The 15,066-nt window shown below is 35.5% G+C and carries 12 protein-coding genes; 10 read left to right on the forward strand and 2 right to left on the reverse strand.

Annotated elements, in window-relative coordinates:
• The first annotated feature begins 36 nt into the window (after positions 1–36).
• From ACXITR_RS09495 to ACXITR_RS09540, 10 genes are all read left to right on the forward strand, one after another.
• Entirely contained in the window at positions 37–282 is a 246-nt protein-coding gene (locus ACXITR_RS09495) for a FeoA family protein (protein WP_457996988.1), read from the forward strand.
• Positions 283–350: 68 nt separating this feature from the next.
• Complete coding sequence (gene feoB / locus ACXITR_RS09500; RefSeq protein ID WP_457996989.1) at positions 351–2,186, forward strand: ferrous iron transport protein B; 1,836 nt, start codon at positions 351–353, stop codon at positions 2,184–2,186.
• Positions 2,187–2,444: 258 nt separating this feature from the next.
• Positions 2,445–3,569 (forward strand): VWA domain-containing protein, encoded by a 1,125-nt coding sequence (locus tag ACXITR_RS09505; protein ID WP_457996990.1) that lies wholly within the window; start codon positions 2,445–2,447, stop codon positions 3,567–3,569.
• A 122-nt stretch (positions 3,570–3,691) separates the two neighbouring features.
• Positions 3,692–6,832 carry a tubulin-like doman-containing protein gene (locus ACXITR_RS09510; protein ID WP_457996991.1) on the forward strand — a complete coding sequence of 1,047 codons (3,141 nt, stop codon included), beginning with the start codon at positions 3,692–3,694 and terminating at the stop codon, positions 6,830–6,832.
• Positions 6,833–6,902: 70 nt separating this feature from the next.
• Positions 6,903–8,546, forward strand: a complete 1,644-nt coding sequence (locus tag ACXITR_RS09515) for a hypothetical protein (RefSeq protein WP_457996992.1) — start codon at positions 6,903–6,905, stop codon at positions 8,544–8,546.
• 8 nt (positions 8,547–8,554) lie between these two features.
• Positions 8,555–9,319 (forward strand): hypothetical protein, encoded by a 765-nt coding sequence (locus ACXITR_RS09520; protein WP_457996993.1) that lies wholly within the window; start codon positions 8,555–8,557, stop codon positions 9,317–9,319.
• 102 nt (positions 9,320–9,421) lie between these two features.
• Positions 9,422–9,697: a type II toxin-antitoxin system TacA family antitoxin gene (locus ACXITR_RS09525; protein ID WP_457996994.1), complete on the forward strand. Its 276-nt coding sequence runs from the start codon at positions 9,422–9,424 to the stop codon at positions 9,695–9,697.
• On the forward strand, positions 9,687–10,208 hold the full coding sequence (locus ACXITR_RS09530; protein WP_457996995.1) for a GNAT family N-acetyltransferase: 522 nt from the start codon (positions 9,687–9,689) through the stop codon (positions 10,206–10,208). The genes ACXITR_RS09525 and ACXITR_RS09530 overlap by 11 nt, the downstream gene beginning before the upstream one ends.
• 163 nt (positions 10,209–10,371) lie before the next feature.
• Positions 10,372–12,330 carry a molecular chaperone HtpG gene (gene htpG / locus ACXITR_RS09535; RefSeq protein ID WP_457996996.1) on the forward strand — a complete coding sequence of 653 codons (1,959 nt, stop codon included), beginning with the start codon at positions 10,372–10,374 and terminating at the stop codon, positions 12,328–12,330.
• A 115-nt stretch (positions 12,331–12,445) separates the two neighbouring features.
• Positions 12,446–13,210 carry an MlaE family lipid ABC transporter permease subunit gene (locus ACXITR_RS09540; RefSeq protein WP_457996997.1) on the forward strand — a complete coding sequence of 255 codons (765 nt, stop codon included), beginning with the start codon at positions 12,446–12,448 and terminating at the stop codon, positions 13,208–13,210.
• 132 nt (positions 13,211–13,342) lie between these two features.
• Here the strand turns inward: ACXITR_RS09540 and ACXITR_RS09545 are convergent, their stop codons facing one another.
• The gene (locus ACXITR_RS09545; protein WP_457996998.1) at positions 13,343–13,879 is read right to left on the reverse strand and encodes a DoxX family protein; all 537 of its coding nucleotides are present in this window, start codon (positions 13,877–13,879) and stop codon (positions 13,343–13,345) included.
• A gap of 344 nt (positions 13,880–14,223) precedes the next feature.
• Entirely contained in the window at positions 14,224–14,931 is a 708-nt protein-coding gene (locus ACXITR_RS09550; RefSeq protein ID WP_457996999.1) for a Crp/Fnr family transcriptional regulator, read from the reverse strand.
• Positions 14,932–15,066: the final 135 nt, after the last annotated feature.

Consider the following 15,066-nt stretch of genomic DNA (forward strand, 5'->3'; position numbering starts at 1 on the left):
TTTCCATCTCTCTTTTTTTATCCCTATTCCTTCTCTATGAATCTTGTTCCTTTATCCTCTCTCAATTACCAGCAAAGGGCGATCGTTGATCATATCATTACAGGAAACCACGGAAAATTGCTCGTCAATAGACTTCAAGCTATGGGGTTGGTGGCGGGTACGTCCGTTAAAATACTGCGTAAATTCTGGTTTAAAGGACCCTTACAAGTACAAGTGGGAATCACCACCGTTATTGCCATTCGTAGAATAGAAGCAGATTTGATTATGGTTAAAATAGCATAATTCATCCCAAATCCTTTTTAATAAAGGAAGAAATTCAATTTTCATACTCAACACCTCGAGAAAAAACCATGGAAACCTGTCACTCGGCGATTAAAACTGTTTCTGGGAATGCCCAAAAAAGAATTATCCTCATAGGGCAACCCAACACTGGGAAATCTACTTTTTTTAATCGTCTTACGGGGATGAATGCCTATGTGGGCAATTGGCCTGGTATTACCGTTGATTTGTTACAGGCAGAGATAGACATTAAAGAACAAACAGTGGAAATTGTTGATTTACCTGGTATCTATGATTTAGAGGGTTTTTCTGAGGATGAATCCATTGTGCAGAAGTTTTTAACGGATTTTCCCATTGATTTAGTGTTGTTGATTGTCAATGCGTCCCAGATAGATCGACAGTTAAACCTTATTTTACAATTAAAAGCCCTTGGGTTGCCTTGTATGGTGGTGTTAAATATGGCAGATGAGGCAAAGCGTTATGGTATCGAAATAAATCAAGAAAAGTTAGAACAGAAATTAGGGCTTCCTATATTCTTAATTAGTGCGAAATATAACAAAGGAATTACTCCTGTTTTAAACAAGATAAATAGTGTAATTTTAAAAAAAAAAGAGTCTTTTCAATTAGAGAATATTAATAACTTTTTCCAAGATAATCCTATTAATAATCAAGAAAGAATGGATATTTTTTTAGAGGCTGTCAAGATGCCCTCGGAGGAAGTTAGAACTTTTACTGAAAAGCTAGATAATATTTTACTCCATCCTGTTTTTGGTATTCCTATCTTTTTTGCTTCTATGTTGGGGGTATTCTTTCTTATCTGGTATTTAGGTTTACCATCCCAAGATGTCATCGACATGGCTACGACTTGGATAAGTGAACAAATCATCGAGCCTGTTATTAACCCATTCCCCGACATCATTCAAAGTTTTTTACTCAATGGAGTATGGCTTGGGGTGGCAACGGTGGCATCTTTTGTGCCTTTAATTGTAATTTTCTTCTTTGTGATGGCAGCGGTGGAGGATAGCGGTTATTTATCTCGCTCGGCTTATCTGATGGATGCTTTCATGGCAAAAATGGGGCTTGACGGTAGGGCATTTGTAATGCAAATGATGGGGTTTGGCTGTAATGTTCCTGCTTTGATGGGTACGAGAATTATTCGTTCTCGCCCTATGCGCATGTTGTCAATGTTGATTATTCCTTTTGCGTTATGTTCAGCTAGATTAGCGGTTTTTGTGTTTATTATTGGGGCAATTTTTCCAATGAATTTAGGCCCTTTTGTTTTGTTTTTTCTCTATGTTCTTAGTTTTGTGGCAAGTTTTTTGGTAGCTTTTGTATTTAGTAAAACGGAACAATTTAAGAGTAAAGAGCCTTTTGTTATTGAGTTGCCCCCCTACAGATTACCGACTTTTAAGCAGGTTTTGTTGAGGGGATGGGGCGAGGTAAAGGAGTTTTTGCGTCGTGCTACCAATTTTATTGTTATTGGTTGTGTTGCAGTGTGGTTTTTAACTTATTTCCCTCAAAATGCCACGGGTTTGGACACTTGGGGCGGACAATTGGGGTTATTTTTATCTCCTGTGATGGAACCCATTGGCATCAATCCTTTTTTGACTCTATCTTTAATTTTTGGTTTTATTGCAAAGGAGATTGTGGTGGGTTCTTTTGCTACTATTTACGGTATGGGTACATCTGCGTTAACGGCTCAATTTGCTTTAACCATCGCCCCTAGTAGTGCCATTAGTTTCTGTGTTTTTTGTTTACTTTATACTCCTTGTTTAACGACGGTTGCTACAGTAAAGGCGGAGTCGAAGTCATGGGGGTTTACGGTATTTTCCCTTGTTTTTTCTTTGGTTTATGCTTGGGGGATGGCGTTTATTTTTTATCGTGGGGCTTTGTTTTTGGGGTTTTAGTAGAGTAATGGTCTATGGTTGCAATTATTATGTATGCTCATAACAGACAAAATAACGCCCCTTATAATGTTATCAAAAGAAAGTGAAATAAAATATTCTTCTGATAAGCAATGGATCAAACACTGTGCGATCGCACTTTAATCAAGAATGGTAGGTAAAATAGTAGGTGTCCAACTTCCTGACTATCAAGAATTAGACGAATTTATTAGTTTAAATTGAGTTATCGTAAAAAGAGATTAATTCTCCACCAAAAGATTAATGATAGATAGTTGCTCTCAAATTACCGTCGGTGAAAGCCTGACACAATGGCAAATAAAAGGTTTAGAAATCGTATCATGGTTTCGAGGGAGAGATGTAGTTTTCGCTATTGACTTAACCGAAAGCGTCAGTTTAGATGACGAAGGGAGATTGCGTCTTAGACAAATTATTGACGATAGCCTTAAATCAGGAGATACCGTTTATATAGTACCTTTTTCCTCCGAAGTTAACCCTGGAAATGATAATAACTCCCTAACTCCTCCTGAAGCCATCAAAGTTCGTAATCGTCAAGAAAGCATCGAAGCAATTTTAAACAGAATCCCCCTTCAAGCCGACTTAAACGAAAGTAATACCGACATACAAAAAGCAGAACACTTCATTTATCAAAATCTAGCTCAAATCAACCAAAATCGACTTTGTGAAACAGAAGCCATCAAACATCAATCAGTGGTATGGCTAACCGATGCACCATTAAAAACTGACCCCGGTATTACCTCTGATGTGTGGATAGAAACCCCTGCTAATAGTCCTTATCGTGATGCTACCACCACCGAAAGCATTAACCGTCAAAACTGGTTAGATAACCTTCCCCTCACTAGTAACAGTCGCACCATCGGCAACTATCAATTAACCGTAGTGGATATTGCACCCACCGTGCAGGAATTTTGTACCCCCGCACCAGGTGGTCAACAAACTTGTTTAGTCAATCCCTATCTTTTTAATCAGTTATGGCTACCTTTTACCGTTGTTTTCCTTTCCTTCTTGGGGGTTATGGGCGCCAGCTTTTACAGTATTAAGTATTATTTAGCATTAAAAAATGTCTGGAAATTAGAGATATTATTAGATAATGATGAATATAATAGTCAAATTATTTACCTCAAAAACAATCAAAGCCTATCCATTGGGGAAGAAATACAATGCGCAGGGGGAGAAACTAGGGGATATTTGAAAAGAAAAGGCACACAATTAATCATTCAACCTCAACCCCATGGCTTACCCCTTGAATATCGCCATAGACAAATAACAGAAAAAATAGTCTTACCCATCAAACAAAATCGCTCAATATTCTTGAATCTTCCTGACGAAAAGCAGGATTTAAGTATTAATATCAAAATAAGTAATTAGAATTAGAATTAAATTAGTTCAATTATCCTCAGATCGCCCAGTTAGGAAATTAGATTTTGATCTACATAGCTAGTTGCATCGTCACTAATCATTAATTATCCGCTTTATCTCTTTTTGTTATTATGCCAGAAATCCAAGAAATGAAACGTACTATTTGTATTGGCTTAGGTGGTACGGGAAAAGAAATTTTAATGCAAATTAGACGTTTAATCGTCGATCGCCACGAGACACTAGAAAATTTACCCATTGTTACCTTTCTTCACATTGACACCAATCAATCCGAACATAAAACCACAGGATTAAAAACTGGTGACAGCCACAGAGGGGAAAACCTTTTATTTAAACCATCCGAAGTCGTTACTGCGACAATGAATCAGCAAGACATCAATCAATTAAGCGAACACCTTAGCAACAGTAATCAAGAATCATCGCCCTATGATCATATTGCCCAATGGTTTCACCCAAAACTCTTGAAAAATTTACAATCTATTGAAAATGGAGCCGGTGCTGTTCGTTCCATCGGGCGATTAGGATTTTTCCATAACCATAATGAAATTCGACAAAAGATTGAAAATGCTGATAACCGCACCAACGGACATTCAGAAACCTTGATGAGAAAAAATATTGCCGTAGAGCAGGGTTTAAATGTTATTGTCGTTGGTTCCCTGTGCGGTGGAACGGGGAGCGGTACATTTATCGATGTGGCTTATACCCTAAGAAGAATGTATCAAAATCAAGCAGGAACAGATTTTATCGGTTATTTTGTCATCGCTCCTGAATTATATGGTAATAATAATATCTGTCAAGCCAATACCTATGCTGCACTCAAGGAATTAGATTATTATAGTTCTGAAAAAAATAGATTTAAGTGTGATTATGACGCTCAAGGGCTTTTTTCTGTCAATGAACCCCGTTCCCCGTTTGATTTTTGTTATCTTGTTGGCGATCGCACTTTTAACGGTCATAAAATACCCAACAGAGAAAATTTATCCTATCTCATTGCCCATCGTATTTTTGCTGAATTTGCCGAAGAAAACTCCATCAGTAACAGATTTAAAGGTATTAGAGACAATAATCGTCAAGCCATGGAACTGTGCGATCGCCATTCTCGCCCCAACGTTCAAAGATATATCACTTTTGGTCTAGCCAAAATTTATTTTCCCCGTGATTTAATTATCGCTAATTGTTTAAACAAACTAAGACAAAATGTAATTTCCTTTTGGCTACGAGGCGAAGAAAAAGTCGTTTACGCCGAAGACTTACTCAAAACATTTCTACTCCAATGGAGAAGCAGAAACGAAAAAGACTATCAAATTTTCTCCACCAAACTAGAAGAAATTAGCCTCGAAAATAACCAAACCTTTAAACAAAAAGTAAAAAGATGGCAAAATCGCCTCATGAATGAAGTCGAATCATATCGCACTCAAGAACAAAGGCAACAATTCACCAGTAAACTATGGCAAGAAGTAAAAGGAGAATTCAAAGACATTCAAATAGGTGAAACAGAAAATATTAGAGGAAAATGGTTAACCACCATCAAAGAAAATAGTGTAGGTATCACAAGACAACTAAAATCAGACATTAATTCCCATTTAGAAGAATTATTAGATCCATTTAACACCAACTTTTCCATCGAAAATGCTCGTTCATGGTTAGAAGCCATGATAACAAAATTAAACGAGTGCCTCAGGGAATTACAAGAAGAAAAACAAAACTCTCAGTTCATAGTTACCTTAGAAATCATCGAAAAAGAAACCAGAAGTATCATTGAAGATTTACAATCCATCGAGACAGAAAAGATAGGATGTTTAGGATTAGGATTTCTTTCTAATAAAGCAAAAATGGAGAAATTTAAAGATGAATCTCGGCAAGAAATTCTTCGTCTTTATAATCTCATTATCCGTAACTTTGATCTAGCATTACTAGACGAAAGTATTAATATTGTTACTAATCTTCTCCGACAAGTGCAAGACCTGAGAGGGAAAATCAATAGCTTTTATAACCTCTTAGATGACTTAAATAGTTTCTATCGACAAAGAGAAGAACAACTAACCCAAATTAACTCCCAAGAAATTAACGGAGAAGCCATTTTCAGCATCGAAGATAACAATTACTACTATCAGTTTTTATTACCCAAATCAGAAAAATATAACTTACTCATACAAACCACCAAATCCATAACTCAAAAAACCATTATTTCTCAATCCATATCCCACCTTTTCACCAGCGAAAAAATTATCGATAAAGAAGAATTAAATCAAGTTATCACCTCCACCGTAGAAGTGACATTTAGCTCGAAAACCATTGATTTAACAAAATCCGTAGTCAGTCGATTTATGGATAAATATCCCTTCACCAACGCACAAACAAGATTGAAACAAATACGCAAAGAAGCAGAATGGTTACTTCCTCTCAATATAAAAGATCCTTACCTCGTTAATTTTCCCACCGCACCCCTAACCCAAGAAACCATCGCCTTCCGACAAACCGACGAACAACAAAATCAAAATTTCAAGAATATATTACTAGATAAACTAGGTGTTAGTGCAGATAAACTATTATCCATTCAATCAAAAAATGAAATTATTTTCCTTCAAGAAATAGGTGGGTTTCCCCTCAGAATTATTAACGGCATTGAAGAGTTAAGAAATCAATATGAAGCCCAAAAAAAATCCTTTTATTTACACAATGACTACACCAAAAACTTTTTAGATATAATTCCTCCCCCAGAAAAAGAAATGAGAGAGTTACAAAATGTGTTTTATACCTGTTTAGCATTTGGAGTCATAACTAAAACCGTTTCAATTCAAAAATATAACGGTCTTTTTACAGAAAACCACAACGAAACAGCCATTGTCATTCAAAAATACGATGATATTTTTAATCATCATCAAGACATATCATTAAGCCCTATTTGGGCAGAAGCCTTAGAAGAAATCTGGCAAAATACTTCCCTATATCAAAGTTTAAAATATAAAAAACAACAGTTAATAGAAGACATAAGTAATGATCATTCCCTCTGGCCAATTTATGAAAACAATTTTAAATCCTTTGTCGCTAAAGTCAATCAATTAAACGATTATGATGACAACTTTAATCAAAAAGATCTACTCATGGGAGATAATTCTTCTCCTACATCTGACGGAATCTTAGCTAAAATTTATAAAGAATTTAAAACTTTTTTTGAAAATATAAATTCTTCACCAAGTAATATTACAAATAATGATAAAGATGAAGAGATTATTGACGCAGAAATCACCTAATTATACTAAATTATTTGTTAATCAAAATTATTACTATAATCTTCATATCTCCATCTAAAACAAAGAACCAATGTTACAAACATTACCACTATATTTATGGGTAAGTATAGTTATCTTCATTATTATTCCAGCCATACTAACCCTAGGTTTACGCATCAAACTATACAATCATTTAGTTAATCTCAAAAAAAATACTAATGATTTATATGCCACTATCAGAATGGAAAAAGAAACTCCCTTTAATAAACACTTAAGAGAAAAGTTTGAACGACTCAATAATAAACTAGAAAATGTTAATACCATTGCTTTGATTGATGGTTTATTTTATGAGCAAACTTTTACTTTTTTTAGTAAACAAGTGCGTTGTGACCAAGCAGAATATATAACAAAAGTTCTGCCAAACTTACTCCTTGGTTTTGGTTTATTAGGTACTTTTATCGGTATTACTCTTAATTTAGGTAGCATTTACGACGTTATTGGTGGTAATTCTGGTCAAGATATAAACAATCTTCTTGATCAACTACAAATACCCTTAGAGAGCATGAGTATTGCTTTTATTAGTAGTTTATCTGCTTTATTTTTTAGCTCATTATTGATAGTAGTAAATATTCTTTGGAATGTAAGCCTCGAAAAAAGGGCTTTGATAAATAACTTAGAAAATTATTTTGATAATGACCATCAACTAAGTCAACAAGGAGAAACAAGACTAGATAAAGCTGTCAATAGAATGGTTAAACAGCAAGAAGAATTTTTGTTCAGATTTCATGAAAATGTGGGACAAGTCTTAGAAAGAACATTTAAACAAGCAACAGATCAACTCATCGAGCAAAATAAGCGAAGCCATGAATTAAGTGTGGATGTTTACCAAAATTTATTAGGTTCATCCAGCGCCCTTAATAGTGGAGCAAATATATTTAAACAGTCCACAGATGAAATGAACAATTTATTACAAAAATTTGCTAATAGTATTAACACATTAGAATTAAGTGCTACAAAAATTCAAGATAGTGCTATTAAAATTGAGAATAGTAAATTTGCTGATAACTTGGGAGATTTAACTAATAATTTACTCAATGTACAAGAGAAATTTAGTCAATCGACCATAACTATTGCTGATAGTGTTCAAGACTTTGTATCTCAAAATAAACTAACACAAAATTTGAATGAAAATATCTATTTAGAATTAGGGATATTGGTTGAGCAACTAGATAAAACACTGACAGGATTTACGCATCTAACTGATGGTATAAAAGATCAGAATTTGAATATAACATTAAGGGAAATAACGGCAACTTTAGTGGATAGTAAGAAACAATTCAGAGAATTAAATCAATTATTAGAAAATAAAATAACTTTGATGGGTGCTAATATTGACGAATTACCTAGATCTTTATCAGGGATTAATAGTTTAAATGATAATTTAACTAAGTTTTTACAACTTGACCAAAAAGTTAGTCAAGAAATTTTGAAACTAGAATCTTATCTGAACTCGTGGCAACTACAAAATAAAGAAATTTTAAATAGTTATCAAACTGCAGGAAATAATGAAATATCAATAAATAATCTAGAAACTATGCAGGAAATTAATTATAAATTAGCTTTATTTACTGACATTTTAGGGGAAATAAGAAAAGAACTAAAAATTTTAAACACCCTAGAAGAAAAAAGCATTTCTTTTCGATTATTAGCACCAAAAGTTAAATTCAAATCTTAGGAATGACTATGTACAGGAAAAGAAGAAGAAGTCAAGATGAAACAGAAGATTTAAATATCACTAACGCATTTACCGATTTAATGTCTAATGCTTTTATGATACTTAGTTTTTTCCTCATTCTGGCAACCATGCAAATATGGCAAGGTAATAAGGAAAATTTGGAACTTATTCGCAGAACAGAAAATATGTCGGAATTACTAGAGGAGTTGAATAATATAAGGGAAGAAAATAAACAATTAGCAAGTATTAATGAAGAGTTAAGAACTCAAAATGAAAGTCTTTACAATGCTTCCCCCATAATAATTGATGAAAAATCTGGTAATTTTCAGTTTCCTTCGGGTAGTGCCGAATTAACCTCAGAGTTAAGAAACCACATTACTAATACTGTTACTCCACAAATTAATCAAATTATTAACTCACAGGATATTGATTTTATCCAAGTTATCGGACATACTGATGGACAAGTCTTGGGTAATGTGACAGGTAATTTAGACCAAAATCTTGAAAGAGTAGCTCAAAATCAAATTAGTGTTACACAGTTAACGGCTGGTTCTAATGCTGATTTAGCCTTGATGAGGGCGTTGGCTGTAGTGCAAGAGTTACAGCGACAAGGAGAATTTAGAGATATTCAATTTAGGGCATATTCAGGTGCTCAGTTATACTTACCATCTGGGGGTTTTGCACCTGTTAATCGTAGCCAGGATGACACTAGAAGGCGCATGGAGATTCGTTTTATTCCTCCAGGCAGAAGTAATACTCAATCTGATGGGTAAAGTATTATCTTTTATTTATGTTTTTCTGTAAAAGTCTTTCGGGAGTTAAAAATATTTGGGGTTACTGTCCTCGAAAAGATGTACAAAAACAAAACAAAAGCAATGACATCCATAAAAAATAAAAGATTACAACTACGTTTAACGGATCGTCAAAAAGACTTGATTACAAGGGCAGCGGAAGTTAAACAAACCACAATGACTAACTTTATCTTGGAAAAATCCTATGAAGCGGCGCTCGAAGTGTTGAGGGAACAGGCAATGTTTTCCTTAGATGATCAAGAATGGGAGGCGTTTTGTGAAGCATTATCTGCTCCTCCTAAATCAATTCCTGTGTTGAAAAAACTGCTCACAGAAAAAAGTATTTTTGATGAAGCGTAAACTATCAGCTCCAATTTTACTAACTAAAGCCCATGATACCGAGAGTTTTGATTGTGGGGTAAATGCCCTTAATAGCTTTTTACAAAATTATGCCCTGCAAAATGTCAAAAATAAAAGTGTTACAACTTTTGTGGCGGTAATGGAAACAGGTAATGAGGAGAAAGTCGTGGGTTATTATAGCCTAGTGGCAGGTAGTGTGGAACATTCTGCTGTCTCTCCACGCATTAAAAAAGGTTTGGGTAAATATCCTATACCCGTAATTATTCTGCCGAGGTTAGCGGTGGATATATCAATGCAGGGTAAAAGGTTAGGTAAAGGATTACTAAAAGATGCTTTATTACGGATTTTAAGCATAACTAATAATTTAGGTGTAAGGGCAGTTTTAGTCCATGCTAAAAATGAGAGGGCTAAAAACTTTTACCGTCAATATGGGTTTGAATCATCCCCCATTGATGAATACCACCTCTATCTTCTTATTAAAGATATTGAAGTGACTATTACCCAACCTTAATACACACATTCTGTATAGTTCAATAAAAAGCAAAAATACGACAACAACTCTAATGATTCGGTAAACCACATCTTGAAAGGAATAGACAGGGTGTGACATGATAAAAACTAGCCACAATCAACAGGCTGTTATAGTTATTCGCTAAAAATAAAAAATACTACCTATGAGCAACGTATTAGAAAAAGGAAATATTTCCATCCATACCGAGAATATATTTCCCATTATCAAAAAATCCCTCTACACTGACCATGAAATTTTCTTAAGGGAGTTAATCTCTAACTCCGTTGATGCTATCTCTAAAGCCAAAATGGCATCCCTTGCAGGGGAATTTAGTACGGATTTACCAGAGCCTGAAATTACCCTTGCCATTGATAAAGAGAAAAAAACTCTCTCCATTAGTGATAATGGCATTGGGATGACCGTGGAAGAAGTTAAAAAGTACATTAACCAGGTAGCTTTTTCTAGTGCTGAGGATTTTATTACTAAGTACGGTAAAAGTGCCAATGATTTAATCGGACATTTTGGTTTGGGTTTTTACTCTGCTTTCATGATAGCCAAACAAGTGGAAATCGATACTTTATCATATCGTGAGGGTGCAACCCCTGTTCATTGGAGTTGTGATGGTTCACCAGAATTTGAGTTAAGCGAATCTTCTCGCACTACCCCTGGCACTACTATTACTTTAACAGTGTTAGATGAGGAGACGGAATATTTAGAGGAAGCGAGAATCAAAAATCTGGTTAAAAAATATTCGGATTTTGTTCCCGTGGCTATTAAGATGGATGGGGAAACGGTTAACCGTCAAAGGGCGCTTTGGAAGGAATCTCCTCAAAATCTTACGGATGAGGATTATTTAGAATTTTATCGTTATCTATATCCTTTCCAAGAAGATCCTTTATTATGGGTACATCTTAATACTGATTATCCTTTCTTGCTCAATGGTATTTTATATTTTCCTAAGTTAAGACCTGATGTGGATGTGACTAAGGGGCAAATTAAGTTATTCTGTAATCAGGTATTTGTCAGTGATCATTGTGAAGAGGTTATTCCTGAGTTTTTGATGCCTTTACGGGGGGTAATTGATAGTCCTGATATTCCCCTTAATGTTTCCCGTAGTGCTTTGACTAACCATCGCACGGTGAGAAGAATTGCTGATTTTATTACTAAGAAGGTGGGCGATCGCCTCAAGTCGTTATATAGTGATAATAAGTCAGAATATATCCGTTGTTGGGAAGATGTTGGCACATTTGTAAAATATGGCGCCCTAAGAGACGAAAAATTCAAAAAACAGGTCGAAGACTTAATCATCTATCGTACCACCCACCAAACCGATAAAAATGCCGAAAAACCCAAGGTAGAAATTGACTCAGGGGATGACGCATGGGCAGAAGTGAAAGAAGAAGACAATCAACCCTTTACCACCCTTCAAGAATATCTTGAGAGAAACAAAGAAAAACACGAAAACAGCGTCTTTTACTGTACCAACCCCCAAACCCAAAGCACCTACGTTGATTTATACAAAAACCAAGGCATCGAAGTGCTATTCATGGACTCCTTCATCGATACCAACTACTTTATCCCCTTCCTTGAAAGAGAGTATAACGAAGTAAAATTCTCTCGGGTGGACTCCGAATTAGATTCTAGCCTAGTAGAAGAAGATAAAGCCAGTGATATTGTCAACCCTAGCACCAACAAAACTCGCTCTGAGGAAATCAAAGAGATATTTGAAACCGCCATCAATAAACCTAAAGTAAATATCAAAACCCAATCCCTCAAAGCCGAAGCCCAAGAAGAAACTCCCCCCGCTATGGTACTATTGCCTGAAGCCATGCGTCGTCTCCAAGAGATGACAGCTATGATGCAACAAAGGGAAATGCAATTCCCCGAAGAGCATATGTTGGTAATTAATACCTCCCATCCCCTCATCGAAAATATCTATCAACTCAATAAAGGGGCAATTATTCAAGGTAGCGGAGAATCCACCACCAAAGAGATGGTTAATATGATGTGTCAACACGTCTATGACTTAGCTTTGATGGCACAAAGGGCATTTGATGCGGAAGGAATGACAGCCTTCGTCGAGCGCTCGAATAACGTCCTCACAAAATTAACGAAGCGTTAATACTAAAGGTGGGCTATGCCCACCATCATCTCGATTTTTTGCGAAATTTCCGATGGAATATAGGGGCTAACAGGTGTTATGTGTTTATAATGAATGACTACATCATATATAGATAATGAATAAACTTTTTCGGCGGATTTCTTCGGGACTTTTTTTAACGGGACAAATCTTAATTCACCTCATCCAATTAAAAGTATATCGTCTCAATACCATCGAGCAAATGTCTTTCGTGGGGCCCGCTTCTTTGCCCATTGCCCTGATAACGGCTGCTTTTGTGGGTATGGTATTCACTATCCAAGTGGCAAGGGAGTTTATTTATTTTGGGGCCACAAGCGCTGTGGGGGGGGTATTGGCGATCGCCCTTACCCGTGAACTAGCCCCCGTACTAACAGCAGTGGTATTGGCAGGAAGAGTGGGCAGTGCCTTTGCCGCCGAAATTGGTACCATGAAAGTAACGGAACAAATTGACGCATTACAAATATTAAAAACTGACCCCGTAGATTATTTAGTAACCCCTAGGGTGCTATCTTGCTTCTTTATGCTTCCCATTCTCACCATTTGTTCCCTCGTTGTGGGCATAATGTCGGGATTAGTAATTGCTGAATCGATTTATAACATTCCTAGCCGAGTATTTTTAGACTCTATTCGCAACTTTTTAAGCACTTGGGATGTCATCGCCTGTATTATAAAATCAGCAATTTTTGGGGCTGTGGTTGCTGTCATCGGCTGTAACTGGGGCTTAACCACCAGTGGAGGTGCAAAAGGGGTAGGAGAATCCACCACCGCCGCCGTAGTGATTTCTTTGATTACTATTTTTATGTTTAACTTTATTCTTTCTTGGGTAATGTTTCAAGGTACAGGGAGTGCGGTTATTAGTTAATGAAACGGAAAAATGTAGGTCTGTTCAATTTTTTTCAACAAAAGGAAAAACTCTAATTTTTTACACCATGTACTTTTCCCATAGAAAACCCCCTCCTAGAAGGGGATTTTTTGTGTTTTTATTTGTCAATTATTAAGACAGTGATTTTTCTTGCTTAGAATTAGAGTCTTGATAGACTTTTTCTAATAACTTAGCCTGTTCAGCTTTTTGATCTGACATACTCTTATTCATCCAGTTGAATAATAAAGCATCAACAGAAAATAAACCCGCACCATTAACCAAGAAAAACAAGAAACAACCTGCATAGATAGCAGATAATTCTAGGTAAGGAAGACTTAAACCAGCTACTAAGATATGATGATACATCGCTACACACATAGTACCAAACAAACCAAAAGCTGCAGGTCTAGTAAATAAGCCGATGGCAACTAAAGGCGCACCGATTAACTCAGTATAGGCCGCTACATAGGTAAAGAAGATGGGAAATGGTAAACCAATATAAGAAACATAGGCCTGCGCAAAACTTTCAACGTTACCTAGTTTGTCTAAGCCATTATGGATCATCATGATACCAATCACGACTCTTAATAATGTCCAAACAGTTTGCTCTGCCCAACGGATTTCGCAGTTGGGTTGCAATACTCCACTAATAATTGAATTTAATTTCATGGTTATTACTTAATGATTGCACTTTATTAAGTTTTGTTGATTTGAAAACTTAATACTTGCTTTACATTTATTAATATAACGTGTAATCCTTCCAAGTTGCTGATAAGTTAGGGGTTTTTGAGAATATGAGATACTTCCTTGTAGTATAGATTTGTCCAAAAAAGGCGAAAACTACATCCATTTTGTGAGAAATCTTAGAAGATGTTATATTTTGTAATATTTTTTAAAATGAAGTTTTTTATTATTGAGCTTAAGGGCGATCGCACTTAACACTCCCATTACTTATCGCACTTAACACTCCCCTTACTTATCGCACCTAACACTCCCATTACTTATCGCAGCGATTATATAAAACCAAGTAATCGATTAAACTCCTTCTTGACAAGGTCATAACATTCACAAGAAACAGACTCAAGGAGACTCCGATCCAAAATAGTTATATTACCCCGTGTATATTGAATAATGCCATCCTTTTGGAACTTTTGAGCAACCTCCGTCACACTAGACCGTCTTACCCCCAACATTTGGGAAATAAACTTTTGAGTTAAACGTAAATCATCCTGCCCCACAGAATCATGGGCATATAGTAGCCAACAAGCCAATTGTTGATGAATAGAATGATGACACTTACAAACAGCATTTTGAGATATTTGTGCCAATCGAGCTTGAGTATATAACAATAATATTCTTTGAAGTTCTCCCGCTTTTTTCGACTCAGCCAAAAAAATATTCGCATCCAATCTCATGGCACTATCAGGAATCTGGACAATAGCATCATTAGTAGCATAATTTCCTCCCAAAAAAACAGGAAGCCCAACTAAGCCCTCATTACCAATTAAACCAATTTCAATAGTTGCTTTATTCGACAAAGTTGATACCAAAGAAATCATAGAGTGAAGAGGAAAATATACATAATCAATTTTTTGATCCCGTTTATAAATAACTTGTCCAGATACTAGAGAAACACACTCTAAATTAGAAAAAAGTATTATATATTCGTCTTGAGAGATAGAAGCTAAGATTTGATTATCTAAAATTTTACTATTTATCACTATAAATTAAAGCCATTATATTAATATAATAACCCATTAAACTTATATCTATTTATATCTACTAAATCTCTTAATATTAATAATTAATTACAGTATAATAATATTGTCAAAATCATTTTTTTTAAACAAATATTC

This window comes from Cyanobacterium sp., from assembly GCF_054166785.1.

Excerpts from the sequence above, each read along its gene's own strand:
- ACXITR_RS09495 (WP_457996988.1), top strand. The coding sequence starts at position 37 with ATGAATCTTGTTCCTTTATCCTCTCTCAATTACCAGCAAAGGGCGATC.
- feoB (WP_457996989.1), top strand. The coding sequence starts at position 351 with ATGGAAACCTGTCACTCGGCGATTAAAACTGTTTCTGGGAATGCCCAA.
- ACXITR_RS09505 (WP_457996990.1), top strand. The coding sequence starts at position 2,445 with ATGATAGATAGTTGCTCTCAAATTACCGTCGGTGAAAGCCTGACACAA.
- ACXITR_RS09510 (WP_457996991.1), top strand. The coding sequence starts at position 3,692 with ATGCCAGAAATCCAAGAAATGAAACGTACTATTTGTATTGGCTTAGGT.
- ACXITR_RS09515 (WP_457996992.1), top strand. The coding sequence starts at position 6,903 with ATGTTACAAACATTACCACTATATTTATGGGTAAGTATAGTTATCTTC.
- ACXITR_RS09520 (WP_457996993.1), top strand. The coding sequence starts at position 8,555 with ATGTACAGGAAAAGAAGAAGAAGTCAAGATGAAACAGAAGATTTAAAT.
- ACXITR_RS09525 (WP_457996994.1), top strand. The coding sequence starts at position 9,422 with ATGACATCCATAAAAAATAAAAGATTACAACTACGTTTAACGGATCGT.
- ACXITR_RS09530 (WP_457996995.1), top strand. The coding sequence starts at position 9,687 with ATGAAGCGTAAACTATCAGCTCCAATTTTACTAACTAAAGCCCATGAT.
- htpG (WP_457996996.1), top strand. The coding sequence starts at position 10,372 with ATGAGCAACGTATTAGAAAAAGGAAATATTTCCATCCATACCGAGAAT.
- ACXITR_RS09540 (WP_457996997.1), top strand. The coding sequence starts at position 12,446 with ATGAATAAACTTTTTCGGCGGATTTCTTCGGGACTTTTTTTAACGGGA.
- ACXITR_RS09545 (WP_457996998.1), bottom strand. The coding sequence starts at position 13,879 with ATGAAATTAAATTCAATTATTAGTGGAGTATTGCAACCCAACTGCGAA.